The sequence below is a fragment of the Streptomyces sp. NPDC048506 genome (genome assembly GCF_040651315.1).
Classification (GTDB): Bacteria; Actinomycetota; Actinomycetes; order Streptomycetales; family Streptomycetaceae; genus Streptomyces.
Genome location: NZ_JBEZIX010000003.1, coordinates 86,107 through 109,119 on the forward strand (window position 1 = coordinate 86,107; position 23,013 = coordinate 109,119).

Below are 23,013 nucleotides of genomic sequence, written 5' to 3' on the forward strand. Positions count from 1 at the left end.
GTGACGGGAGACCCGGGCGTCGTCAGGGAACCCCGCAGGCCGCGACCGCGACGCCCAGGCCGATCAGGACGACCGCGGTGCTCCGCCCGAGAGCACGGCGGAACCGCGGCCCGCCCAGCACCGCCCCGGCCCTGGACAGCAGCAGCACACAGCTGCCCAACCAGACCAGCGTCAGCGCGGTGTGGAGGAGGACCAGCAGCGCCATGGCCGGTGCGCCGGGCATCCCGTCCGGGGCCAGGGTCGGCAGCAGCCCGGTGTAGAAGACCGCGATCTTCGGGTTGAGGAGGTTGCCGACCAGGCCCGTGCGCCAGGGGCTTCCGGTGGTCCGTACGCCGCCGGCAGCGGGCCGCGGGACGGCACGGCGGTGCTGCCGGAGCCCCTGCACTCCCAGGAGCACCAGGTAGCCGGCCCCCAGCAGTTTGACGGCCAGATAGGCCGCCGGGGAGGCGGCCAGCACCGCCGCGAGTCCCGCCACGGTCAGCGCGCCCCAGGCCAGCAGCCCGACGGCGATGCCGCCCACCGTCCGCAGCCCGTCCGCGGACCCCGTGGCGAGGGTGCGTTGGGTGACCATCGCCATGTCCGGTCCGGGCACGACGGTCAGCAGACCGAGTACCCCGGCCGCCGCGACGAACTGCGTCAGCATGCGTCGGTCTGCCCGTCGGGGGCGGGGGCATCGGCACCACGACCGGAGAGCGACCGGGGATTGGCGGCGGCGCCTTCGGTGACCAGGAGCACCACCGTCGAGGCGGGCCCGAGCCCCAGCGCGCTGCGCCGGTCGTCCGCGCCGTCCCCGCTGAGCGCGGCCCGTACCCCGGCGAGCGAGGCGGCACCGCACGGGCCCGCGGACACCCCCAGGGCGGCCAGGTCACCCGCCGCACGGGCGCCGTCGTCGTCGGTGACCGCCACGGCGGCGTCCAGCCCGTCCCGCAGCACCGGCCAGGCGAGGCTGGACGGGGTGCCGCAGTTCAGCCCGGCCATGATCGTGTCGCCGGTGGTGATGCTCACCGGCTCCCCGCGGGTCAGGCTCGTCAGCACACAGGCCGCGGTCTCGGGTTCCACCGCCAGCAGGGCCGGCGCCGGCCCTGCCGGGCGGCTGCGGTAGTGCGTGACGACGGCCTGGGCCAGCGCCCCCACGCCCACCGGTACGGCGACGAGTCCGGGCGACCCGGCACCGGCGGCCAGGAGCTGGGCGTCGATCTCGCCGCAGAGGGTGGCGTAGCCCTCCACGATCCAGCCCGGTATCCGCTCGTAGCCCGGCCATGCGGTGTCCTGCACCAGGACCGCGTCGGGCCCGGCCGCCGCCTCCGCGGCCCGCCGCACGGCGTCGTCGTAGCTCCCCGCCACCTCGATGACCTCGGCCTCCTCGGCGGCGATGGCCGCCACGGCCGCGGGGTGCACGCCCTGCGGCACGAACACCCGGGCGCGCTGCCCGAGCAGCCGGGCCGTACGGGCCACCGCCCGGCCGTGGTTGCCGTCGGTGGCGGTGACCAGCGTCGCCGGTGCGGTCGCCGCCGCACCGCCCGCGGCCGCCCGTTCGGCGAGCGCCCGGTGCACCGCCCAGGTCGCGCCCAGGGCCTTGAAGGCGGGCAGCCCCAGCCGCGCCGACTCGTCCTTGACGAACACCCGACCTACCCCCAACTCCCGTGCCAGGGGTGCCAGTTCGGTCAGCGGTGTGGGGGCGTACCCGGGCAGCCCGGCGTGGAAGTCCCGGACCTTCGCGGGCGGTGGCGGACAGGACCAGTGCCGGGCGGCGGGACGCGCGAACCACGGCGGCGTGGGGAGGGACGGTGTGTTCTCAGCCATGCCACCAGCGTGCGGCCCGGCCCTTCCCTCGGTCCAGCGAATGTTTCCGACCTATATTCATCGGAAAACCCGGCCGATCGAACGGGCCGACCCACGGCCTTCGCGACGAGGAGGAGCGCCTGCCGATGTTCGACCTGCACCGTCTGCGCCTGCTGCGCGAGCTCAAGCACCGCGGGACGCTCGCGGCCGTCGCCGCCGCGCTCTCCTACAGCCCCTCCTCCGTCTCCCAGCAGCTCTCCCAGCTGGAGTCGGAGGTGGGCGTCGCGCTGCTCGAACCCGTCGGGCGACGGGTCCGCCTCACCCCGCAGGCGGAGATCCTGGTCGCGCACACCGAGGCGGTGCTGGAGCGGTTGGAACGCGCCGAGGCCGACATCGCCACCTCGCTGAGCGACCTCACCGGGACCCTGCGCCTGGCCACGTTCCAGACGGCCGCCCTCGCCCTGGTGCCCAGTGCGCTGAGCCTGCTCCGCGACCTCCACCCCGGCCTACGGATCCACGTCACGCAGCTGGAACCGGAACACGCCCTGCCGGCGTTGCAGGCCCGCGACTTCGACCTGGTCATCGCCGAGGAGTACCCGGGAAACCCCAACCCCCGCCCCGCCGAACTGGAACAAGAGGACCTGCTCCAGGACCCCCTGCGCCTCGCACTGCCCGGGCCGGCGGGTGACGCGGACGGCCCGACGGCTGCGCTCCGCTCGCTCGCCGATCACCCCTGGGTGATGGAACCGGAGGGTACGGCGGCCCGGCACTGGGCCATGACCCTGTGCCGCAACGCCGGCTTCGAACCCGACGTACGTTTCGAGACCACCGACCTCCTGCTCCACCTCCGCCTCGTCGAGCGGGGCCACGCCGCCGCCCTGCTCCCCGACCTCGTCTGGAGCGGGGCGCCGCCGACCGTCCCGCTGCGGCAGCTCCCGCGCGGCCAGCGGGCCCGCAGGATCTTCACCGCGGTGCGCCGCGGCCGCAGCCGGCATCCCGCCATCCGCGGCTGCCGAGAGGCACTCCGGCGGGCCACTGCCGAGGTCGGCGGGCCGACCGGGCCGTGAGGTCGGGGCGGGTCGGCGGCCCGCCGGCCTCCCCGATGGCCGACCGGCGGCGCGGGCCTACGGGCGGTGGACGCACGCCGCCAGCGGCGCCTGCACCGTCCAGCCCAGCGTCTCGTACAGGGCCCGCCCCGCGTCGGTGGCTCCGAGGACGCCGAGCGTCGCGCCCCTGTCCACCGCGTGATCGGCGAGGGCGCGCATCACGAAGTTGCCCAGGCCGCGGCGCCGGTGAGCCTCCTGGGTGCCGACGCGGTCGACGATCGTGGCGTCCCCGAGGACGGCCATCTGTCCCTGAGCGGCCAACTCGCCCGCCGCGTCGTGCACATGGAGGTGGTCACCGAGGCGGCGGCCCGGCGCACCGCGGACTCCTGTCCGTCGGGCAGCACATGGCGGCCCACGATGTCGGGTCTGCCCACCGCGATGTAGAGACCCCAGGGCCGTTCGGTGGGCCGCGGCGTCCTTCGTGACACGGCCCAGCCGGACACCCGGATCCGGACGAGTTCCGGAAGCATCGAACCTCCCCGAGTAAGGGACACAGGATGGCCGCGCATATTACGACATCGGGCGTGGACCGGCGTCTGCCGTGCGCCGGAGAGGTGGGCGTGAGGGTGCGGCGCCGAGGGATTGATGAAAAATTGATTGCGGTTGGTTGAAAAATGGACGCTGCGTGGTGTGGTGCGTCGGCGGTGGTCGGCATCAGGGGTGCGTATCAGTTGTCGCGGATTTGCCGCGATGTGCACGGATGTGACGGCGTTACGGAGCGCAGTCGGTGCGAGGGTGTCCCGAGAGGGCGGCGCGGCGGGCGCGCGGGTGTGTCTGTCGCGGGGAGGGCCAGGTGGCGGGGGTATGCGGACGGTCATCCGGCGGTGTGGTCGAAGTGGCCGCATTCCTCGGAGTGTTGACGGAGCGTTGATGTTCGGCTGCGGTCTGTGTGACGGCCGTCTCGGTCAGGGATGGCCGGAGCCCGGGCATCATGCGTATGAGTAGTGATCAATTCCGGTTATAGTGCTATCAGTTGAGTGCACGGCGTGAGCAATGCCCGTGTTCTCGGCTCATGAGTTTGTTGCCGCCTCGGACGGGTGGGTGTGCGGGACGGGTATCGTCCTCCGCTGCGCCGCGTCCCTGGCGTCATGTAGGCCCCCACGATTGAGGATGCTGATGGTTCGTACTGCGTCGTCACCCGGAGGCTCGCATTCCGGCTCCGTTGCGGCGTGGTCCGCACCCGCGGCCGCGGCCGCCGTGGCGACTGCGGTCGCCGGGGCGCTCGTGCCGGCCGCAGCCACGGGCGCGGTGATCTGGTGCGGTGCGATCGCCACGGGGGTCATCGCCCTCGTGTCGATGGTGGCGGCACGGCGAGGCCAGGCCCTGTCCACGGTGCGCGCCGAGGCCGCCGAGCGGGAGGCCCAGCTCCTCCAGCACCTGCGGCAGCAGGAGGTGGCCACGACCCGCCTCGCCGAGCAGCAGCTGCCGGTGGCCGTCAACAGGCTCCAGGAAGGCGAGTTCGCCGAGGACGTCCTCGCGTCCCTCACCGTCGCCGACCACGGGCTCAGCCCGCAGTTCCGGGCGGCGCACGAGGCACTGCTGCGTTCGGTGGTCGAGGCGGTGCAGGCCGAGGAGAGCATGCGCGACTCCGCGCAGCGCGGTGTGGTCAACGTCGCCCGTCGCGTCCAGGCCATCGTGCACCAGCAGGCGACGGACCTGCGCGCCATGGAGGACCGGCACGGCCAGGAGCCGGCGTTCTTCGCCGACCTGCTCCGGCTCGACCACGGCACGGCGCTCATCGGACGCCTGGCGGACAGCATCGCCGTCCTCAGTGGTGCCCGGCCGGGACGTCAGTGGAGCAAGCCCGTGCCGCTCTACAGCGTGCTGCGCGGTGCGATGTCCCGGATCCTGGACTACCAGCGGGTGGAACTGCACTCCGTCGCGGACGTCGCCATCGTAGGACCGTCCGTCGAGCCGCTCATCCACGCCCTGGCCGAGCTGCTGGACAACGCCACCCGCTACTCGCCGCCCAAGACCCGGGTCCACCTGACCGCGGTGGAGGTGCACATGGGCATCGCCATCGAGATCGAGGACGGCGGCATCGGCCTCAGCGAGGAGGCGCGGGCCCGGGCCGAGCGGATGCTGACCGAGGCCCAGGCCGGAATCGACCTCAAGGACCTCGGTGAGTCGCCGCGTCTGGGACTCGCAGTGGTCGGCCGCCTGGCGCGCGCCTACGACTTCCAGGTGTCGCTGCCGCCCTCGGCCTACGGGGGAGTGCGTGCCGTGTTGAGCGTGCCGAAGGCATCGATCACCACCGCGCCGGCACCGGGCCGGGCACACGGCATCGGCGCCGCCTCGGGCCCGCGTACGACACCGCGCCGCCCCGCGCCGCCCGCCGCCCCGCTGCCCGACTACACCCCGATCGAGCACCCCGAACCACCGGTCATGGTGGCGGACACCGGCTCGCACGCCGTGGTGGAACGCGGCCGCGCCGAGGAGGAGACCGCCGTCACCAGCGTGACGGCCAGCGGACTGCCGCAGCGGCGCCGACGCGCTCCGAACCCGGCCCGCAAGGCGGCGCCGGCCAGGCCGGGCCCGGCGGAGACCGCGCACGAAGAACCGGCCCCCGGTGTCTGGATGGCCGAACTGCACAGTGGCCTCTCCGGCGAACGGCGGACATCGGCACCCGCCCGTACCAGCAACGACACGTCAGACAAGGGTGAATGACCGATGCAACAGCGTGCGGACATGGACTGGATGCTCAAGGACCTCGCGGAGAGCGTCCCCCAGACCCGTCACATCGTGGTGCTGTCGTCGGACGGCCTGTGCATGGCCCGGTACGACACCAGCGCGGACACCGCCGATCGCCTCGCCGCCATCGGTTCCGGACTACAGAGCCTGTCCGGCGCGGTCGCCGCGGAGTTCCCGCACAGCGACGGCCGGATGCGGATGGTCGTCATCGAGGTCAGCGGCGGCTTCATGTACCTGATGGCCGCCGGCGCCGGCGCCCACCTGGCGGTGCTCGCCGACGACGGCGTGGACGCGGGGCTCGTCGGACAGTGCATGCGCGACCTCGTCGCCCGGATAGGTGCCCACCTCACCAGCCCGCCGCGGGCCGACGGGCTGATGCAGTGAGCAAATCCGGTCAAGACTGGGACGAGGGCGGGCCCGAGCGGCTGTATGTGATCACGGGGGGCCGCGCGCAGAGCGACGAGCAGGCCGAGCTCGACCTCGTCACATTGATCGTTGCTCGGGAGGACTCGCAGCTGGGTATGCAGCCCGAGCTCGCCGCCATCCTCCGGATCTGCCGGACGCCGCTCTCCGTCGCCGAGATCTCCGCGCATTTAGCGCTACCGGCGAGCGTGGTCGGCGTGCTCCTGAACGATCTCCTGGCCGATGGGCGGGTGGAGGCCCGCGTACCGGCCGCAAAACACCCCGACATAGCACTGATTGAGGCGGTTATCCATGGTCTCCAGAAGCTCTGACAGCGTGACGGAGCCTCGGCGTGAGGACCAGTTGCCGTCGACGGTGTCCACGGCCGTCAAGATCGTCATCGTCGGCGGGTTCGGCGTCGGCAAGACCACCCTCGTCCATTCGGTGAGCGAGATCCGCCCGCTGACGACCGAGGAGACGATGACGGAGGCCAGCGCCGACGTCGACGACGTCTCCGGTATCGAGCGCAAGACGGCGACCACGGTCGCCATGGACTTCGGCCGGATCAGCCTGAACGAGGAGCTGGTGCTCTACCTGTTCGGCACGCCCGGCCAGCAGCGGTTCTGGTTCCTGTGGAACGGCCTCTTCGAAGGCGCGCTCGGCGCCGTCGTCCTGGTCGACACCCGACGGCTCGAAGTCAGCTTCGACGTGATCGGCCGCCTCGAAGAGGCCGAGGTACCGTTCGTGATCGCCGTCAACGCCTTCCCCGACGCCTCCTCCTACGCCACCGAGGAGCTGCGCGGCGCACTGGACCTGCCGGAGCAGGTGCCGATCGTGGTGTGCGACGCCCGCCAACGGGAGTCGAGCCGGGACGTCCTGATCACACTGATGCGCTACCTGCGCTCCTTCGCTCACACCTCGGAGCCCTCGTGACCGCCAACCACCCCGCGCAGCCCACCGATTACCACCTGGCTCCGCCACCCGGCTGCCCGGCACACGGCCGCGCCCCCGAGGGCCTGTACCGCCTGCACGCCCCCGAGGTCCAGGCCGACCTCGTGGTCGTCTACGAGAAGCTCCGCGCCGAGTACGGGCCGGTCGCCCCGGTCCTCGCACGCCGACGGCACCCCGGCCGATGTCGGTGAGGAGGCGGAGATCCACATCGGTGGGGCAGGCCTCGCCCTGGAGTACCTCGACCGGCCGGACGAAACCGCCCGGGCCTTCGTCACCCACCGCACCCCGTCCGAGGAGACCCTCCGTCTCTACCGCAGCGGAGATCTGGGGCGCCTGCCTGCGGACGGCACGCTGGAGTTCCTGAGCCGCACCGACCGCCAGATCAAGGTCCGCGGCTTCCGGGTCGAACTGGGCGCGGTGGAGGCCCTGTTACGCGGGCACGCCGATGTCGCCGAGGCCCCGGTGCTAGTCCAGGGCAACGACGGCATCGGCAAGGGGCTCACCGCCTTCGCCACCCCGGCGGACCCCGCCAACCCCCCTTGAGCCGGCCCGACTCCACAGCTACCTGTCGGGCCGGCTGCCCGCGGCCGAGGTGCTCGGCACGGACGTCTCCGACGGCACCGACTTCTTCGCCGCGGGCGGCAACTCCCTGCTGGCGGCCCACACGGTCACCCGCACCATCGCCCTCCTCGGGCTCGCCCCCGACCCGCACCCGCACCGACCAGCTCTGGCCGTCGTGGCAGTCCTCCTGCCCGCCGGTGGACAGCGCGATGCTGGACACCTACCTCGGCCGCCTCAAGCGCAGCGGGCTCCTGCTCGGTCGCGTCTGAGGACGCGTTCAGGAGTGCTTCACCCGGCCGGCGCCGATCTCCCCCGCGTAGCGGAAGATCCGCAGGGGGCTGCCGGCGGCGCTGGGACGGGTCTCCCCGGTGTCGGTGAACATGTAGCGGTGCTGCGCGACGTCGAGGAAGGCGCGTCGCTTCAGGTCGCCGGCGCGCCAGTCGACCCGGCACGGCGCGTCGGTGCACAGGTCCCGGATCGCGGGTGGCGCGTCCGGGCCGATGACCAGCCAGATGTGCTCCTTCGCCCGGCCGCGGACGGTCGGCTGCCACCGCTGCGACTCGGGGTGACGCGGCGGCGGGTCCCACACCCAACCGCCGGGGCCGAGCCGCCATGGACCGTTCATGGTGCACCCCCGCTCTCGCGGTCCGGGCCGGCCGGGCGGACGCCCGGTCGCTCCGGCCCGCGGTGCGCACACCTCCAGTGTGCGCCCGGCAGCGGCGTGTCCACAGGGGTCTCACGTCCTGCGCTCCCGCGCATGCGGAGGGTGGGCGGCCCGGCACGGCGCGTCCGTTCGGCGGAACATAACGGACCGTCCCGTGCGGTGATGGGCCACAGTGGGTTGGGCCGGACCGGCAGTGATCCATACGACGTGCGGGAGAGCGGGATGCCGAAGTACCTGGTGCAGTCGAGCTACACCCCCGAGGGAATGCAGGGGTTGCTCACCGAGGGCGGTAGTGGTCGCAGGGCGGTCGTCGAGCAGGTGGTCAGATCCTGCGGCGGCACGCTGGAGGCGATGTACTTCGCGTACGGCGACACCGACTTGTACTGCATCATCGACTTCCCCGACCACCTGTCGATGGCCGCCGTCGCGATGACGGTCCGTGCCTCCGGGGCGGTCGAGTCCAAGACCACCCCGCTGCTGGGCGTCGAGGAGATCGACGAGGCGGTCCGGCGCGAGATCGCCTTCCGTCCGCCCGGCAGCTGACGGCCGGGCCGGCCGCCGGGCCGAGGCGCGGGTGGCACGGGTCACCGCCCGGCCCGAGGAGCGGGCCGGACGGTGACGGGGTGCGCCATCGGACGGACGGGGCGGGCGGCCGGGTCGATTCAGTGGCCGCCGGGTCGGTTCAGTGGCCGAGGGTCCTCAACACCGCGTCGGCGATGGCGCGTTCGCCGGCGGCGTTGGGGTGCAGCGGCGCCGCCGGCGAGGTCGGGAGGAGCCCCTCGATCCAACGGGACGAGGAGCAGGCGTCGTGGCCCTTCGTCGGACCGAGGGTGTCGACGTAGGTGGCACCCGCCGCGGTCGCGCTCCGGGCCACCTTGTCGTTGAGATCGCCCATGACGGAGCGCAGGAAGCGGAGATCGCCGGTCGTGACGGGCATCTTGCCGAGGCACTGCTTCGGGTCGTCGGGCAGCACCGCGGGGTAGCCGACGACCACCACCTTGGCTCGGGGAGCCTTGGCGGACAGCTTCCGCAGACCGTCGGTCAGCTGCTCGGCGGCGGAGTCCAGCCGCTTGCCGAGGGTGTCGCCGTAGTGGTCGCGGCACGGCGAGCCGAAGGGGTTGGTGAGGGCGAGTGCGGTGCAGGTGACCACGACGTCGACGAAGCCGACGTCGGAGGTGCCGAGGTTGTTGCCGCCCAGGGTCAGGGTGACCAGCGAGGTGTCGGGCGTGACGGCGTCGAGTTGTGGGCCGTTGACGACGATCCCGAGGTCGGTCTGGGACGTGGTGAGCGCACTGACCTTGGCTCCGGCGCAGGTCACGTCCGTGTACGAGGACGGGGCGAGGGCCGCGGCGACGAGGTGGCCGTAGTTGTGGTCGGAGCGCAGGCACAGGCCCGCGGATTGCCCGGGGACCCCCGCCCCGGCGGCGTAGGAATCCCCGAGCGCCACGAACTTCCCGGTCCCGGTCCCGGTCCCGGTCGGGGTGGCGGCGTGGGCGGAGGCGGGGACGGCGGTGGCGGTGAGCGCGGAGGCGAGCAGCGCGGCACCGGTCAGTACGGATGCGCTCCTCCTGGCGCGGAGGGCGGGCAGGGCGCCGGTGGTGCCGGCGGAGCCAGCGGTTCTCGTGGTGCGCGGTGTCGCGGTTCTGGGCACGGTTCCCCCTGAGGAGTCAGCACAACGGATGACGGTCCGATACCGGCCGGTAACGTCCTTGCATCGTGGCTGTCGCACGCCCCACGGGCCATGTGCCGACGCACAGCACCACAACCACCCGTGTTGTCCCACGGCACAAGGCATCGCTTCCTACCGGGGAGTATTTGTAACCTGCGGTTCATGAGTCGCACGCCCGCCTCGCCCGCCGAAATCGCTCCCATAGCGGCCTCGTTGCTGACCCGCACCGAGGAACTGGCAACCCGCATGGCCCGCCGTATACGCGCCGAGGTGACGTACTACGGCGGTATGGCCCAGGTGCCCTTCGAGGAGTTGACCGACTCGTGCCGGCGCAACTGCGAGCTGGTGCTGCGGCAGCTCGTCGACGGGCACAGCGCCGACATGACGCCGGCACAGGAGACCGGCCGTGAACGGGCCCGGCACGGCACCCCGTTGGCCGAGCTGCTGCACGCCTACCGCGTGGGGTCCGAGGTCCTCTGGTCCGAGATCGCCGCCGAGGCCCGCACCGCGCAGGGCCTCACCGCCGACACGATCATGTCGCTGGCCTCCTGGTGGGTGAACGGGGGCCTGGCGGCGTCGGCCACCGATGCCTACCGCGAGGAGGCCTCCGAGCTGGTGCTCCAGCGCGAGCGCGAACGGTCGGCGATGGTCGAGGCGCTGTTCACCGGTCTGCTCACGGACCGAACGACCCTGTGGGAGGCGGCCGATGTGCTCGGCCTGCCGACCACCGGACCGTACGTGGTGGTCGCCGCCGAGGTGCCCGCCCCCGGCCGGGAGGCGCTGCCCGGCATCGAGGCCCGCCTCCTGGCCGAGCAACTGCGCTCGGCCTGGCGGCTGTTGCCGGACCTCCACGTCGGCGTGGTCGCCGTCCAGCGTCCGGGGGCCGAGGAGGCGGTGCTGCGCGCCCTACAGCGGACGCACGCCTCCCGGGTGGGCGTCAGCCCCTCCTACCACGGCCTGCGGGAGACGCCCCGGGCGCTGCGGCTCGCCCGCCTGGCGCTCACCGGGGTGCGCGGCAGGACGCGGGGCGTCGCGCGCTTCGACGACAGCCCGGCCGCCCTGCTGGTGGCGGCCGCGCCGGACGAGGCCGGACGGATCGCCCGCGTGGTCTTCGAGCGCGTCCTACAGCTGCCGGCCGTCGAGCGGGACCGCCTGTTGGAGACGCTGGAGTGCTGGTTCGCGGCGGCCGGCTCGGCGGCCGATGCGGCGGTCCTCCTGTACTGCCACCGCAACACCGTCCGCTACCGACTGAACCGACTGGAGGAGCTGACCGGGCGCTCCCTGCGCGATCCCCGCGCGGTCGCCGACCTCGCCGTGGCGCTGCACGCGCTGCGGTTGGCGCCGGCGGAGTAGTCGTTCAGCGCCACGGACCCGCCGAGCGCCGGCGCACCGACCAGCAGTCGGCCACCGGCTCCCGGAGGGATTCGTCCACCGACTCCCGGAGGGACGGGGCTACGAGACCACGTCCCGCAGCGGCTCGCCCTGGAGGTGGTCGGCGACGTTCCGTACCGCGGCCAGTGCGATGCGCACCAGGGTCTCCCGGGTGACGCCCGCGACGTGCGGGGAGAGGACCACGTTCGGGGCCTTGAGCAGGCGCAGTGCGGCGGTGGGCGGTTCGGGGTCGAAGACGTCGATGCCGGCACCGGCCAGGGCGCCGGACTCCAGGGCGTCGGCGAGGGCGTCCTGGTCGATCAGGGCGCCACGGGCGGTGTTGACGACGAAGGCGGTCGGCTTCAGCAGGTCGAGCCGCTCGGCGTCGAGGAGGTGGCGGGTCGCGTCGGTGAGCGGGGCGTGCAGGCTGACGTAGTCGGACGTGCGGAGCAGTTCGTCCAGGGCCAGGTAGCGGGCGCCACCGAGCCGGGCCTCGGTCTCCGGGGCGGCCGGCTTCGGTCCGGTGTAGACGACGGTCATGTCGAAGGCGACCGCGCGGCGCGCCACTTCCTCACCGATGTGGCCGAGGCCGATGATGCCGAGGGTCTTGCCGGACAGCTCGGTGATGGACTGCTGGAGCCGCGGCAGCGCCCAGTCGGCCTCGACGAGCGCCGTGTGCGCCGGGACGAGCTGCTTGGCGAGCGCGAGCATCAGGGCGAAGGTCTGCTCGGCGACGTTCTGCTTCTCCGCCCCGCTGGAGCCGATGTTGCAGACCGGGATGCCCCGGTCGCGGGCCGCGTCGAGGTCGACGTAGTCGAAGCCGTGGCTGGCGCACTGGACGAGTTCCAGCGCCGGGGCGGCGGCGAGGTGCTCCGCGGTGACGGGACCGAGCCCGGTGATGATGACGTGCGCCTCGCGCAGCGCCACCGGGTCCTCGCCGGCCGACTCGACGACGGTGACCCGGGCCCGGTCGGGGAAGACACCGCTCAGCGCGGCGCCGGCGGCCCGGCCGCCGACGTGCGGCGAGACGACCGCGAGGACGTTCTTCACGGGGGTGGCTTCGGCGGTCATGCGGTCTCCTCGTGGGTCGGTCGGTGATGGGGGTGGCCGGGCGGGCCTGCACGGCGGGGGCCGGCGCCGGTCACGCGGTCTCCTCGACGAGGTCGTCGGGGGTCGGGGTGGTGGGGCGGGAGTGGCCGGACAGGGCCAGCGTCAGGTCGAGCTCGGCGAGCAGACAGCGGATGACGTGCTCCACGCCCGCCTGTCCGTCCAGGCCGAGCCCGTACGCGTACGGGCGGCCGAGCAGTACCGACCGCGCGCCGAGCGCCAGGGCCTTGAAGACGTCGTCGCCGGTGCGGATGCCGCTGTCGAAGAGGACGGTGAGCCGGTCACCGGCCGCCGCCGCGACGCGGGGCAGCGCGTCCGCGGCGGCGACCGAACCGGCCACCTGGCGCCCGCCGTGGTTGGAGACCACCACGCCGTCCACGCCGGCCTCCGCGGCCCGCAGGGCGTCGTCCGGGTGCAGGATGCCCTTGAGCACGATCGGGCCGTCCCAGTTCTCCCGGAGGAACGCCAGGTCCGGCCAGGTCTTTGTGGGGTCGGCGAACATGCCCACGAAGTGCCGCACGGCCGCGTTCGGGTCCTCGTGGACCGGTTTGGCCAGGCCCGCCCGGAACGCGGGGTCGGTGAAGTAGTTGGCGGTGCCGACACCGTGCAGGAACGGCAGGTACGCCTGGTCGAGGTCGCGCGGCCGCCAGGCCAGCAGCGGGGTGTCGAGGGTGACGAACAGCGCGGTGTAGCCGGCCGCCTTCGCCCTGGTCAGAAAGCTCCTGGTGACCTCGCGGTCCTTCGCCCAGTACAGCTGGAACCAGCGTTCCCCGTCGCCCATCGCCTCGGCGACCTCCTCCATCGGCGTGCTGGAGGCGGAGGAGAGGACGTAGGGGACGCCCTGTGCCGCGGCGGCCCGGGCGGCGGCCGGCTCGGCATCCGGATGCATGATCGACAGCACGCCGACCGGCGCCAGCGCGAGCGGTGCGGGCAGCGATCGGCCCAACACCTCCACGGACAGGTCGCGTTCGTGCACGTCGCGCAGCATCCGCGGAACGATCCGACGGCGGTCCAGCGCCGCCCGGTTGGCGTCGGCGGTGCTGCCGGTGCCCGCGCTGCCCGCCACATAGCCGACCGGTCCGGGACCGAGGCGCTGTGCGGCGAGCTCCTCCAACCGGGTCAGATCCGTCGGCAGCCGCGGCACGGCGCCGGTCATGCCGTTGAGGTAGATCTCGTACTGGAAGTCCGCCCAGTGCTTCGCCATCCGTGCGTTCCGCCTCTCGTCCCGGAGACTGCCTGCTCTCTGGTGATCCTGGCGACAGTGACAAGATCCGTCCACCGTGGTGCGCACAACGGGCGGCTGGAATCATCACCCTGTGACAAAGGAACGCGAAGGAGCCGGGCAGCGGCGCGAGCGGGTGCGGCAGCAGCTGATCGGCGACCCGGAGGTGGTCGCCGCGATGATCGCCGCGGTCCGCGAGCAGGTGCCGGCGTACGCGGCGCTCGACGACGGCCGGCTCCAGGAGGTGCGGGCCATCGCCGCCTGGGCGCTGGAACGGATGCTGCACCTGTGGGTCACCGACGGGGACCTCACACCGGCCGACCTGCGGCGGCTGCGCGGTATCGCGGCGGCGCGGGCCGCCGACGGCCGGCCGGTGCAGGCGGTGCTCCGGGCGTACCGCGTCGCGACCACCGTCCTCATCGACCAGGTCGCGGGCCGTGCCCCCGTGCCGACCGCGGCGGACGCCTTCGCGTTCGCGCGGATGGCGCTGACCGCCCTCGACACCCTGTCCGAGGAGATGGCCTCGGCCTACACCGCCACCAGCGATGACCTCGCCGCCGACCGCGACCGGGCGCTACGGCTGCTGCTCGACGACCTGATCGCCGGCCGGCACGCCTCCATCGGGGCGCTGACCGACCGCGCCGCCCGGCTGGGCGTCCACCTCCCGGACCCCTACTGCCTGTTGGTGGCGGAGCCGGCCGACGGAGCGGCCACCGGTCCGGGCCTGACCCAGGAGGCGGCCACCGAGCTGTTCGGCGCACTGCTCAGCGGCCCGGGCGAGGACCTCGCGCCGCTGGCGACCGTCCACGGCTCACGGATCGTCCTGATGCTGCCCGCCGCGGCCGGCGGGAGCGCACCGGCCGTGCTGCACGAGCGGTCCCTGCGCGGCTGTGCGGTCTCGGGCGAGAGCCTGGACCGCATCGCCGTCGCCCACCGCCTCGCGGCCGACGCCCTGGACGCCGCGCCGGCCCACGCACACCACCCCGCGCGGCTGCTGACCGAGGGGGACGCCCACGTCCTCGCGCTGCTCGGCGGGCGCCCCGCCACCACTCCGGACCGGATCGGCCGCCTGCTTCTCGGGCCGCTCGTCCAGCCCGGCCGGCGCCACCTGATGGCGGCGCTCACCACCTACCTCGACGCCGGCTCGGCGAACGCCGCCGCGCGGGCCCTGGGCCTGCACCCCCAGTCGCTGCGCTACCGGCTCCGCCGCATCGGCGAACTCACCGGCCGCGATCCGCGGGACCCCTGGCAGCGGCTCACCCTCGACATCGCCCGGACGATCGGTCACTGACGTCCGGGCCGACGGTCCGGCACGTCAGGCCCCAGGAAGCGCTACCCCCGGTCGCGGGAGCGGGTCGGCAGCCGCAGCCGGCTCCCGACGTCGTCGTCGAAGTCCGCGCAGAAGGCACCGAGGGTGTCTTCGAGGTGCTCCAGGGAGCGGGCGGCGAACAGCACGGGCTGATAGCCGGAGATGCGGTACAGCGTGCTGGCCGCGTCGCGGACGTCCAGCACGCGGACCTCGCGGCGGTCATGGGCGCCGATCTCCCCGAAGGACGACAACAGGGCCGCGCCGTAGGCCTTGGGGACGCCGGACTCGGTGATCAGTCCGTATTCGAGGGTGAACCAGTACACCCGGCTGAGTACGTCGAGGGCCTCTTCGGTACGGACCTGGTTGGCGGCGTGGCCGATGAGTCGGTACAGGGCCGCGAGGCGCGGGCACGACAGGTGGATGCCGTGGCCGAACACATCGTGCAGGACGTCGGGTTCGGGTGTGTAGAGCGGGACGGCCGGATGCCGGACGAACTGCACGGCATGGAAGTAGCCGTGCTCCATCGACCCCAGGAACCGCTCGTTGGGCACCACACCGCCGGCCAGGGTGAAGGCGAAGCCGGTGCGGGTGGTGAGGCCGGCGCTGACCTCCGCGTGCTGCGGGACGTGGTCGGCGGGGATGTCCGCGTCCTCACCGGCGTCGAGCACCGCACGGCACGCATGGGCGCGGTGCGCCGGACCGAGCGCCCGGTGCACCACCTGCCACGTGCGGTGCTCCGCCTCGGTGTAGGCGACCGCCGCGTACGGCGCCCCGACGCGGTGTCCCTCGGCCGGTGCGGCCAGGGCGGCGCGGCGCCGTAGATAGGCCGGGTCGCGACGGCCGGGGTGCTGGGACGGTCCGCCCAGCCGGCCGTCGGCGGTCACCGGCGTCAGTTTGGCCGCCGTGATCGTCGCGGTGTGCGTTGCCGAGTCCATAGCGGTGTTCACTTCGCACCACGTCCTCCTCAAGTTTGACATGGCGGGTCGAAGGGTGCATCTGCGCTGATCGCTGCCAATCCGTGGAAAGCTGCTGGAATTGGAGTCAAGTGGACCGAAAGGGATGGGAAGTGGAGGTACGTGTGGAAAGGAGTGTTCTGTAGGGCCGCAGGGATGAACGTCGTTCAGAGGGCCAACCAGCGGCTCACTTTCGTATCGTTATTGCTTCGATTCTTGACGTTGGAGCGGAAGGTGACGTTCACTGCCGGAGTTCTGGGCCGGGTCAGGCGGCCCCATGGGAGGTACCGAAAAAATGAATGCAATAATGCGGCGTGCGCTCACGGGCGCAGTGGCGCTTTCGCTGGCGGCACCGTTGGCGGCCTGCGGGAAGGAACAGCAGGACGCCGGTGCGGGCAAGGACGCCATAGGTCTGCTTCTCCCGGAGAACAAAGCGGCCCGCTACGAGAAGTTCGACCGCCGTATCATTTCTTCCCGGATAGCCTCGCTCTGCCTTGAATGCAAGGTCGATTACGGCAATGCCGAGCAGCAAGTCGAGACCCAGAAAAGACAGTTCGACGCGCTGGTGAAGAAGGGCGTCAAGGTCATCATTCTGGACCCGGTCGACGCGAAGGCGGCGAAGAGCTGGGTGGACTCGGCCGCCAAGAAGGGCGTCCAGGTCGTCGCCTACGACCGGCTCGCCGAGGGCGACGTCGCGGCGTACGTGTCCTACGACAACGAGAAGATCGGCCGCCTCCAGGGCGAGGCTCTGCTGGCCGCGCTCGGTTCCCGGGCGGCCTCTGCCGACGTCGTGATGATGAACGGCTCGCCGACCGACCCGAACGCGCCGTCCTACAAGAAGGGCGCCCACGACGTCCTCGACGGCAAGATTCACAAGGTCGTTTACGAGAAGGACATCCCCGAGTGGTCCGCGGCCACGGCCAAGAAGAAGATGACCGATGTCATCAACTCCCTTGGCGCACAAGGGTTTGACGCGGTCTACTCGGCCAACGACGGCATGGCCGGCGGTATCTCCGAGGCGCTCGCGTCGGCCGGCATCAAGAATGTGCCGCTCGGTGGCCAGGACGCCGAACTCCCCGCGCTCCAGCGCCTGGTCTCCGGCGCCCAGGCCTTCACCATTTACAAGGAGGTCCGGCCGGAGGCGGAAACGGCCGCCGAAATCGCCTACCGGCTGCTCCGGGGGAAGAGCATCAGCTCCTTCACCGACACGACGGCCGGCAACGACAGCAAGTCCGGTATCCCGGCCCGGTTGTTCAAGGCGGAGATCGTCACCAAGAAGAACATGAAGGACACCGTCGTCCGCGACGGCGCGGTCCGGACGGATCTGCTCTGCGCCGATCTCGCCTCCGAGTGCAAGTCCCTCGGCCTGGAGTGACGGGCCCTCAGTGAGCCGGCACCGGCGGCCACCTCCGCGCATTGCCGCGGAGCGCGGCCGCCGGTGCCCGGTCACCCCGCTCCAGGGCGACGCCCCGTCCGCGCCCGGACGACGGGCACCGGGTCAGGACGCCGGGACCGGCCCGGCCAGCCACGTGTAGGCGGCCCGGGCCGAGAACTCCCCCTGGCCGCCCCTGAACAGCAACCCCGCACCGGCGAAGGCCGGGTCGTCCGCGGTGCCCGCCACGTACGGGACGGCGATGCAGCGCATCCCCGCCCGCTGTGCCGCGAGCGCACCGGGCGGGGCGTCCTCCAGCACCACACAGTCGGCCGGGTCCGCACCCAGCCGGCGTGCGGCCTCCAGGAACACGTCCGGCTCCGGCTTGCCGTGCGCCACCTCCTCGGCCGACACCAGCGTCGTCAGCAGCGCGTCCAGCCCGGTACCCGCCAGCACCGCCTCGATCGCGGCCCGTGAGGAACCGGACGCCACCGCCATCGGGTGCCCGGCCGCGGACAGTCGCTCCACGAACGCGCGCATCTCGGGGAAGACCTCGGTGTGCGCCCGCGCCAGCTCCAGGTACCTGCGGTTCTTACCGGCCAGCAGCTCGTCGATCGGCGCGTCGATGCCGAACTCCCTGCTGAGGATCTCCAGCGTCTCGCGGGTGCCGATGCCGATGAAGCGGGTGTGGTGCTCCCAGCTGAAGTCCGTCACCCCGTAGCCGGCCAGCAGACGGCGCCCCGCTTCGTAGTAGTTCGGCTCGCTGTCCACCAGCGTGCCGTCGAGATCGAAGATCACCGGAGTGCACGGGGCCGGGGCGGCGGGCGTGAAGTGGGCGGCGGGGCAGTCGGTCATGCCGTCCAGCATGCCAAGACGCGCTCCGGCCGGGCTCCCCGGGACGCTCCCCTCAGCGCGCCCTCGCGGCCCCGCCCACCGCCTCGACCAGTGGCAGCATCCGGTGCGGCACCCGCTCGCGCAGCGCCATCTCGGTCCGGGTGCGCACCACTCCCGGCAGGCTGATCAACCGCTGGATGACGTCCTCCAGATGCGCCGCATCCCGTGCCACCACCCGCGTCAGCAGGTCCCCGCCACCGGTCGTCGAGAACGCCTCGATGATCTGTGGCACCTCCGCCAGCGCCTCGGCCACCTCCTCCAGATGCCCCTGGGTGACCTCGATGTGTACGAAGGCGAGCAGCGGGTGGCCGAGTGCGGCGGGGGAGAGCCGGGGGCCGTACGCGGTGATCACACCGTCTCGCTCCAGCCGGTCCAGGCGGGCCTGCACGGTGCCCCGGGCGACGCCGAGCACCCGGGCGTACTCCCGCACGCTGGTGCGCGGCTGCTCCAGCAACAGGCGCAGGATCTTGGCGTCCAGGGCGTCCACCGGCATGCTCGAACGGTCTCCTCGCGGTCGTCGATTCTCCCTGTGACCGTACCAATGGCCCACCGGTCGGGGCATCGGACGGACCAGTGGCCCGAGCGGTGACCCCTATGCACCCTATGCCCCCTACGTCCCAGGGGCCTCGGCGTCCGGGGCGGGGGCGGCGCCCGGTGGGCCGCCGCCGGCCGCCGCGAGGATGCCGAGCAGTACGAGCACGAGGACGACGATGCCCAGGACCAGGGCCACCGCGCCGGGGGTCGGGAAGTTCCACAGCACCAGCGCCAGTGCGCCGCCGGCGATGACGATGCCGGTGGTCCATCCGCGGTGGGCGTCCAGCCACTGGCCCAGACCGCCGGTGCGCAGCCCCCGACGGGCGGCTGCCCGGCCCATCGCACCGGTGCTCCGGGCGGCGGTCCGGCGCACGGCGCCGGCCGGGCGGCTGGGGCCGTAGAGCCAGGCCGCGAGGGCGGTGATCACCGAGACCACCAGAAGGGTCCGGGCGCTCTGCCGCAGGAAGCGCACCAGCGTGTCGAAGATGGCGGCGGCCGCGTCCCGGGGCAGCGTGGTGGGCGGGACGGAGTCCAGATAGACCCCGCGCAGTACCGCCAGCGCGACGAGCAGCACGGTCATCAGCACGGCGGAGCCCATCGCGGTGGTCAGCAGCGCCACCCGGTGCGCGGGCGCCACCCAGATGCCGAGGGCGGCGAGCGCCACGGTCAGCACCGGCAGCCAACTGCCGAGGACGTCGAGCAGCCGCATCAACCCCTGAGCCTGTTGCAGCTTGTCGACCTTCAGCAGCGGAATCGTCCGGTCCACCGTGGGGATCTTCGCCGCCCGCTGGTACCCGGCGTCCACCAGGCGCTTCTTGACGTTGTCGATGAGCGTGCCGATGTCCAGGACGACGGTGTTCCCGCGCGCCTGGACCGCGCTGGTCCCCTCGCCGGTCAGGACCTTCACCACGGCGCCGTGCGCCCGGCGGTTGGCCGCGTCCCACACCTCCGCGAACTGGTCGCTGGTCACCACCTTCGACACCACCGCGTGGACGCCCTTGGTCAGCGCGTCCTTCAACGGCCCGGCCAGCGCCGGCGTGTGCTCCACCACGAGCGGCGGGGCACCGGCCTTCTGGAGGGCCGCGGCCAGCGAGTCGGTGATCGCCTTGACGTCGACGTTGCCGACCACGCGGTTGGTCAGCCGATCGGTCACGGCGTTCTGCACCGCGGGCTCGGTGGCCAGCGGGGCGACCGTCTGCACATACCGGCTGGTGTCAGCGATCTGGCTGTTCGCCCAGGCGGCCACGACCGCGAACGGGGCGAGCAGCAGGGCCAGCACCAGCAGGACGGACGCGCCCGCGTACCGCAGGCGCGGGTGGCGCACGGCGGCCGTGCGCCGCCCGTCGTGTCCGGGGTTCGGGGCACCGTTGGGGGCCATGGCATCCTCCTTCTCACTCCGGGAGGCGGCGCATCTCCTCGACGCACAGGCCGAGGTCCTGGAAGCGCAGGAGCAGCCCGTACAGCTGCGCCTCGTCCGTCACCGAGCCGAGGAACAGCGTCTGCCGCGGAACGGGGATCCGCTCCAGCTCGGGGAACGCGTCGGCCAGCGCGGCGGAGACCCGACCGGTGACGCGGAACTCGTATCGCATGCGCGCACCGTCCTCGCCCTCGCCGGGAACCGTCGTCTCGCATGCTGGCCGCCCCGCGACGGCACGGCATCACCCGCAGAAGGTGAGGTGGACGGCTGCCCCGACGGAACCGCCGGACGGGCGTCACAGCAGGTGCAGCTCCCGGCCGCGCTCGACCGCCTCCCGGCGGCGGGAGGTGCACAGCTTCCGGTAGACGCTCCGCAGGTGCGTCTTGACGGTGTTGACGGACAGCCGGAGTTCCGCGGCGATCTCCTCGTTGGACATCATCCGCGCCACACACGCCAGCACCTGCCGCTCGCGGGCGCTCAGCGGCTCGACCAGGACCGGGCCGGCGGGGGGCTCCGGTGACCCGCCGGTGAGCCAGCGCGGTGCGGACGGCGGGCCGTCCGGAGGGCGGAGCAGGTGCCACAGCCAGGGCCCGGCCTCCGCGAAGGGCCGCCGCAGCCGTTCCGGTGCGGCCGCGTCCAGGGCCTGTGCCAGCAGGGCGTGGGCGGCCGCCCGGTCGCCGGCCAGCAGCGCGGTGTGCACCCGCAGCAGCCGGAGCCGCAGCCGGTCGGGCAGGCTCAGCCCGGTCCCGTCCTCGACCGTCGCGACGAGCCGCAGAGCCCGGTCGCGGTGTCCGGCGGCGAGTTGGGCGAGCGCCAGCGCCACGGTCCACGACGGGCCGCCCGGACCGGCCGCCTCCAGACCGCGGACCGCCGCCTCGGGATCGCCGCGGGTCAGCGCGGCGGCCGACCGCGCGATCTCCAGCCGTTCGGCCGGCCACGAACGGCGGGGCGCGGTGCACCCGTCCAGCCGGGCGACCGCCGCCTCCCACCGGCCCTGCGCCAGCTCCATCCGGGACCACAGCACGGCCCGCTCGACCGTCAGGACCGGGTCGTCCCGGGCGTCCGGGAACGCCTCCGACAGGTCCAAGTGGTGACGGGCCGTGAGGAGTTGGCACCGTTCGGACGCCACGACGGCCAGCGCCAGGTGCCCGGCACAGGTCGCCCGGTCCTCGCCGATGCCGTACCGGTCGTCCAGCGAGAGGGAGCCCAGCGCGTGGTCCGCCGCGGCGGTCAGCGCGCCGTCCACGGCCTCGGCCAGCGACAGCCGCCCCAGGGAGGAGTGCCGTACCGGCCCGGTCGCCTCCGCCGTGCAGGCCCGCAGCGCGTCCTCGAAGGCGGCCCGGGCGTCGGCGAGGCGTCCGCACCTCAGCCGGGCACGGGCCAGCCCGTCGCGTCGCAGCGCCTCGATCTCGGGGTGCTCCTTGAGCCGGTACCACGGCACCTGCGCCATCAGCTCGCTGACCTGACGTGCCATCACCTCGGCCCGCGGCCCCACGGCCCCGCCGTCCCCGTACGGCGCGCAGCGCAGCCGCAGCAGCGCATGGGCGAGCCGCGGCTCCGGCCCGTGCCGTGCGCCCTCGCGGTGCAGTCGCTGCCCGACCCGGACGAGCCACTCGCGACAGCCCGCGGCGTCGTGCCGGGACAGTCGGCACGCCGCCGCGACCAGGGCCGGTTCGACGCCCGGCCCGGCCACCGGCATACCGGCGAACAGCCCGGCCAGCCACCCGGCGTCGGGACCGGCGAGCAGCTGTCCGACCATCAGCTGTCGGACGACCGTGCCCGCGGCGTACGGCCAGTCCTCGCCGGCGGCCGCGTGCACCAGCGCCTCGGTGATCCGGTCGGAGGCGGCGAACCACCGGGCCGCGCGGCGGTGCAGCAGCGGTTCGAGGCCGGGCCGGCGGCTGCGCAGCTCCGCCTGGAGCACCCCGGTGAACAGCGGGTGGACCCGGAACCAGCGGGTGCCGGTGATCGGTTCGACGAAGGAGTTGTCGTGCACCAGCCGGGTCAGGATGCCCTCGGCGTCCCGCCGCCCGGTCAGGGCGTCGGCGAGCCCGGGGTGCACCCGGTCCAGGATGCTGATGCGGGCGAGCAGCTCGCGGGTGGCCACGGGCTGGGCGCCGAGGACCTCGGTCAGCAGGTAGTCGGCGACCGCGTCCTCGGAGGCGGTGAACGACCGGGCGAAGCCGGCCGCGTCGCCGGACCGCTGGACGGCCAGGGCGCACAGCCGCAGCCCGGCGGCCCAGCCCTCGGTGCGCCGGGTGAGGGCGCCGACCACGTCCGGATCGGGGGCCAGGCCGTGACCGTGCAGCAGGGCGGCCGCCTCGTGCGGGGTGAACTCCAGGTCCGAGCCGCGGATCTCGTACAGCCGGCCCTCGGTGCGGTAGCGGTGCAGGGGCAGCAGCGGGTCCACCCGGCCGGTCAGCACCAGGCGCAGCCGCGGCCCCGCACCGGCCAGCACGAGCTCCAGGCCGGCCGCCACGTCCCGGCCGGGCACCTTGTCGAAGCCGTCGAGCACCAGGACCACCGGTGTGGGCAGGCGTTCCAGGGCGGCGGCGAACCGGACCAGCAGTGAGCGGTCGACCCGGTCGGCGCAGCCCGGCGTGCCGATGCCGTCGGCCGTGACCAGCAGGCCGCGCCGGAACCCCTCCAGCACATAGGCCCAGAACACGCCGGGGGTGTCATGACCGTCCAACGTCAGCCACACGACCGGTCCCGGGGGCGTCGCCAGGCGCGCCCAGGAGGCGACGAGGGTGGTCTTCCCCGCCCCCGCCGGGCCGGTGACCAGGGTCAGCGGCCCGTCCGTGCCGTCGCCGAGCCGGTCCAGGAGCCGCTGGCGGCGCACGAAGCCGCCGGCCAGGGCCGGTACCGAGAACTTCGCGGCGAGCAGCGGATCCCCGGTCGGGGCCAGCGGACTTCCGGCGACCGGACGGGACGGCCCGCCGGCGCGGGGATTCTCTTGGCCGCCGGCAGCCGCCGGGGCACTGGCTGCGGGCATGGACTCCACGACC

At 73.3% G+C, this 23,013-nt stretch carries 23 protein-coding genes and 1 pseudogene; 11 read left to right on the forward strand and 13 right to left on the reverse strand.

What is annotated here, in order from left to right; all coding sequences use genetic code 11:
* Positions 1-22: 22 nt before the first annotated feature.
* Positions 23-643 carry a LysE family translocator gene (locus AB0C96_RS03025; protein ID WP_362913040.1) on the reverse strand — a complete coding sequence of 207 codons (621 nt, stop codon included), beginning with the start codon at positions 641-643 and terminating at the stop codon, positions 23-25.
* Positions 637-1,803 (reverse strand): diaminopropionate ammonia-lyase, encoded by a 1,167-nt coding sequence (locus AB0C96_RS03030; protein WP_362913042.1) that lies wholly within the window; start codon positions 1,801-1,803, stop codon positions 637-639. The genes AB0C96_RS03025 and AB0C96_RS03030 overlap by 7 nt, the downstream gene beginning before the upstream one ends.
* 125 nt (positions 1,804-1,928) lie before the next feature.
* On the opposite strand from AB0C96_RS03030, the gene AB0C96_RS03035 reads away from it, so the two are divergent.
* Positions 1,929-2,849 carry a LysR substrate-binding domain-containing protein gene (locus AB0C96_RS03035; protein WP_362913044.1) on the forward strand — a complete coding sequence of 307 codons (921 nt, stop codon included), beginning with the start codon at positions 1,929-1,931 and terminating at the stop codon, positions 2,847-2,849.
* A 57-nt stretch (positions 2,850-2,906) separates the two neighbouring features.
* Here the strand turns inward: AB0C96_RS03035 and AB0C96_RS03040 are convergent, their stop codons facing one another.
* Positions 2,907-3,170 (reverse strand): GNAT family N-acetyltransferase, encoded by a 264-nt coding sequence (locus AB0C96_RS03040; protein WP_362913046.1) that lies wholly within the window; start codon positions 3,168-3,170, stop codon positions 2,907-2,909.
* A gap of 828 nt (positions 3,171-3,998) precedes the next feature.
* Here AB0C96_RS03040 and AB0C96_RS03045 point away from each other — a divergent pair.
* The 6 genes and pseudogenes from AB0C96_RS03045 (at position 3,999) to AB0C96_RS03070 (ending at position 7,475) form a co-directional block, all read left to right on the forward strand.
* Complete coding sequence (locus AB0C96_RS03045) at positions 3,999-5,555, forward strand: ATP-binding protein (protein WP_362913048.1); 1,557 nt, start codon at positions 3,999-4,001, stop codon at positions 5,553-5,555.
* Positions 5,556-5,558: 3 nt separating this feature from the next.
* Positions 5,559-5,963, forward strand: a complete 405-nt coding sequence (locus tag AB0C96_RS03050; protein ID WP_362913050.1) for a roadblock/LC7 domain-containing protein — start codon at positions 5,559-5,561, stop codon at positions 5,961-5,963.
* On the forward strand, positions 5,960-6,313 hold the full coding sequence (locus AB0C96_RS03055; protein WP_362913052.1) for a DUF742 domain-containing protein: 354 nt from the start codon (positions 5,960-5,962) through the stop codon (positions 6,311-6,313). Before AB0C96_RS03050 ends, AB0C96_RS03055 begins: the two co-directional genes overlap by 4 nt.
* Positions 6,294-6,914 carry an ATP/GTP-binding protein gene (locus AB0C96_RS03060; protein ID WP_362913054.1) on the forward strand — a complete coding sequence of 207 codons (621 nt, stop codon included), beginning with the start codon at positions 6,294-6,296 and terminating at the stop codon, positions 6,912-6,914. Before AB0C96_RS03055 ends, AB0C96_RS03060 begins: the two co-directional genes overlap by 20 nt.
* Positions 6,911-7,090 (forward strand): annotated as a pseudogene (locus AB0C96_RS03065) (cytochrome P450); the annotation flags it as partial. The gene AB0C96_RS03060 and the pseudogene AB0C96_RS03065, both read left to right, overlap by 4 nt.
* A 259-nt stretch (positions 7,091-7,349) precedes the next feature.
* Positions 7,350-7,475 (forward strand): hypothetical protein, encoded by a 126-nt coding sequence (locus tag AB0C96_RS03070; RefSeq protein ID WP_362913056.1) that lies wholly within the window; start codon positions 7,350-7,352, stop codon positions 7,473-7,475.
* Between the two features lie 295 nt (positions 7,476-7,770).
* On the opposite strand, the gene AB0C96_RS03075 is transcribed toward AB0C96_RS03070, so the two are convergent.
* Positions 7,771-8,118 (reverse strand): hypothetical protein, encoded by a 348-nt coding sequence (locus AB0C96_RS03075; protein ID WP_362913058.1) that lies wholly within the window; start codon positions 8,116-8,118, stop codon positions 7,771-7,773.
* A 261-nt stretch (positions 8,119-8,379) separates the two neighbouring features.
* Between AB0C96_RS03075 and AB0C96_RS03080 the strand changes: the two genes are divergently transcribed.
* Entirely contained in the window at positions 8,380-8,700 is a 321-nt protein-coding gene (locus AB0C96_RS03080; protein ID WP_362913060.1) for a GYD domain-containing protein, read from the forward strand.
* A 139-nt stretch (positions 8,701-8,839) separates the two neighbouring features.
* Here AB0C96_RS03080 and AB0C96_RS03085 read toward each other — a convergent pair whose 3' ends face one another.
* Positions 8,840-9,808: an SGNH/GDSL hydrolase family protein gene (locus AB0C96_RS03085; protein WP_362913062.1), complete on the reverse strand. Its 969-nt coding sequence runs from the start codon at positions 9,806-9,808 to the stop codon at positions 8,840-8,842.
* A gap of 180 nt (positions 9,809-9,988) precedes the next feature.
* Here AB0C96_RS03085 and AB0C96_RS03090 point away from each other — a divergent pair, with 180 nt between their 5' ends.
* A complete protein-coding gene (locus AB0C96_RS03090; RefSeq protein WP_362913064.1) occupies positions 9,989-11,179 on the forward strand; it encodes a helix-turn-helix domain-containing protein in 1,191 nt (396 codons plus the stop codon).
* A 99-nt stretch (positions 11,180-11,278) separates the two neighbouring features.
* Here AB0C96_RS03090 and AB0C96_RS03095 read toward each other — a convergent pair whose 3' ends face one another.
* The gene (locus tag AB0C96_RS03095; RefSeq protein WP_362913066.1) at positions 11,279-12,268 is read right to left on the reverse strand and encodes an NAD(P)-dependent oxidoreductase; all 990 of its coding nucleotides are present in this window, start codon (positions 12,266-12,268) and stop codon (positions 11,279-11,281) included.
* A 70-nt stretch (positions 12,269-12,338) separates the two neighbouring features.
* A complete protein-coding gene (locus AB0C96_RS03100) occupies positions 12,339-13,508 on the reverse strand; it encodes a lactate 2-monooxygenase (RefSeq protein WP_362913068.1) in 1,170 nt (389 codons plus the stop codon).
* A gap of 112 nt (positions 13,509-13,620) precedes the next feature.
* Here AB0C96_RS03100 and AB0C96_RS03105 point away from each other — a divergent pair, with 112 nt between their 5' ends.
* Positions 13,621-14,817 (forward strand): helix-turn-helix domain-containing protein, encoded by a 1,197-nt coding sequence (locus AB0C96_RS03105; RefSeq protein WP_362913070.1) that lies wholly within the window; start codon positions 13,621-13,623, stop codon positions 14,815-14,817.
* A 41-nt stretch (positions 14,818-14,858) separates the two neighbouring features.
* Here AB0C96_RS03105 and AB0C96_RS03110 read toward each other — a convergent pair whose 3' ends face one another.
* A complete protein-coding gene (locus tag AB0C96_RS03110; RefSeq protein ID WP_362913072.1) occupies positions 14,859-15,782 on the reverse strand; it encodes a phenylalanine 4-monooxygenase in 924 nt (307 codons plus the stop codon).
* Positions 15,783-16,083: 301 nt separating this feature from the next.
* Between AB0C96_RS03110 and AB0C96_RS03115 the strand changes: the two genes are divergently transcribed.
* Positions 16,084-17,163 (forward strand): substrate-binding domain-containing protein, encoded by a 1,080-nt coding sequence (locus AB0C96_RS03115; protein ID WP_362913074.1) that lies wholly within the window; start codon positions 16,084-16,086, stop codon positions 17,161-17,163.
* Positions 17,164-17,286: 123 nt separating this feature from the next.
* Here AB0C96_RS03115 and AB0C96_RS03120 read toward each other — a convergent pair whose 3' ends face one another.
* The 5 genes from AB0C96_RS03120 to AB0C96_RS03140 form a co-directional block, all read right to left on the reverse strand.
* Positions 17,287-18,015 (reverse strand): HAD family phosphatase, encoded by a 729-nt coding sequence (locus tag AB0C96_RS03120; protein WP_362913076.1) that lies wholly within the window; start codon positions 18,013-18,015, stop codon positions 17,287-17,289.
* Between the two features lie 52 nt (positions 18,016-18,067).
* Positions 18,068-18,547 carry an Lrp/AsnC family transcriptional regulator gene (locus AB0C96_RS03125; protein WP_362913078.1) on the reverse strand — a complete coding sequence of 160 codons (480 nt, stop codon included), beginning with the start codon at positions 18,545-18,547 and terminating at the stop codon, positions 18,068-18,070.
* A gap of 117 nt (positions 18,548-18,664) precedes the next feature.
* Positions 18,665-19,966 (reverse strand): hypothetical protein, encoded by a 1,302-nt coding sequence (locus tag AB0C96_RS03130; RefSeq protein WP_362913080.1) that lies wholly within the window; start codon positions 19,964-19,966, stop codon positions 18,665-18,667.
* Between the two features lie 13 nt (positions 19,967-19,979).
* The gene (locus tag AB0C96_RS03135; protein ID WP_362913082.1) at positions 19,980-20,177 is read right to left on the reverse strand and encodes a hypothetical protein; all 198 of its coding nucleotides are present in this window, start codon (positions 20,175-20,177) and stop codon (positions 19,980-19,982) included.
* 123 nt (positions 20,178-20,300) lie between these two features.
* Complete coding sequence (locus AB0C96_RS03140; RefSeq protein ID WP_362913084.1) at positions 20,301-23,000, reverse strand: LuxR C-terminal-related transcriptional regulator; 2,700 nt, start codon at positions 22,998-23,000, stop codon at positions 20,301-20,303.
* Positions 23,001-23,013: the final 13 nt, after the last annotated feature.

Bases quoted from the DNA above. Each gene is read 5' to 3' on its own strand.
- AB0C96_RS03030 (WP_362913042.1), bottom strand. From the start codon at position 1,803: ATGGCTGAGAACACACCGTCCCTCCCCACGCCGCCGTGGTTCGCGCGT.
- AB0C96_RS03050 (WP_362913050.1), top strand. From the start codon at position 5,559: ATGCAACAGCGTGCGGACATGGACTGGATGCTCAAGGACCTCGCGGAG.
- AB0C96_RS03125 (WP_362913078.1), bottom strand. From the start codon at position 18,547: ATGCCGGTGGACGCCCTGGACGCCAAGATCCTGCGCCTGTTGCTGGAG.
- AB0C96_RS03060 (WP_362913054.1), top strand. From the start codon at position 6,294: ATGGTCTCCAGAAGCTCTGACAGCGTGACGGAGCCTCGGCGTGAGGAC.
- AB0C96_RS03135 (WP_362913082.1), bottom strand. From the start codon at position 20,177: ATGCGATACGAGTTCCGCGTCACCGGTCGGGTCTCCGCCGCGCTGGCC.
- AB0C96_RS03025 (WP_362913040.1), bottom strand. From the start codon at position 643: ATGCTGACGCAGTTCGTCGCGGCGGCCGGGGTACTCGGTCTGCTGACC.
- AB0C96_RS03090 (WP_362913064.1), top strand. From the start codon at position 9,989: ATGAGTCGCACGCCCGCCTCGCCCGCCGAAATCGCTCCCATAGCGGCC.
- AB0C96_RS03120 (WP_362913076.1), bottom strand. From the start codon at position 18,015: ATGACCGACTGCCCCGCCGCCCACTTCACGCCCGCCGCCCCGGCCCCG.
- AB0C96_RS03140 (WP_362913084.1), bottom strand. From the start codon at position 23,000: ATGCCCGCAGCCAGTGCCCCGGCGGCTGCCGGCGGCCAAGAGAATCCC.
- AB0C96_RS03045 (WP_362913048.1), top strand. From the start codon at position 3,999: ATGCTGATGGTTCGTACTGCGTCGTCACCCGGAGGCTCGCATTCCGGC.
- AB0C96_RS03115 (WP_362913074.1), top strand. From the start codon at position 16,084: ATGAATGCAATAATGCGGCGTGCGCTCACGGGCGCAGTGGCGCTTTCG.
- AB0C96_RS03075 (WP_362913058.1), bottom strand. From the start codon at position 8,118: ATGAACGGTCCATGGCGGCTCGGCCCCGGCGGTTGGGTGTGGGACCCG.
- AB0C96_RS03035 (WP_362913044.1), top strand. From the start codon at position 1,929: ATGTTCGACCTGCACCGTCTGCGCCTGCTGCGCGAGCTCAAGCACCGC.
- AB0C96_RS03080 (WP_362913060.1), top strand. From the start codon at position 8,380: ATGCCGAAGTACCTGGTGCAGTCGAGCTACACCCCCGAGGGAATGCAG.
- AB0C96_RS03095 (WP_362913066.1), bottom strand. From the start codon at position 12,268: ATGACCGCCGAAGCCACCCCCGTGAAGAACGTCCTCGCGGTCGTCTCG.
- AB0C96_RS03130 (WP_362913080.1), bottom strand. From the start codon at position 19,966: ATGGCCCCCAACGGTGCCCCGAACCCCGGACACGACGGGCGGCGCACG.
- AB0C96_RS03100 (WP_362913068.1), bottom strand. From the start codon at position 13,508: ATGGCGAAGCACTGGGCGGACTTCCAGTACGAGATCTACCTCAACGGC.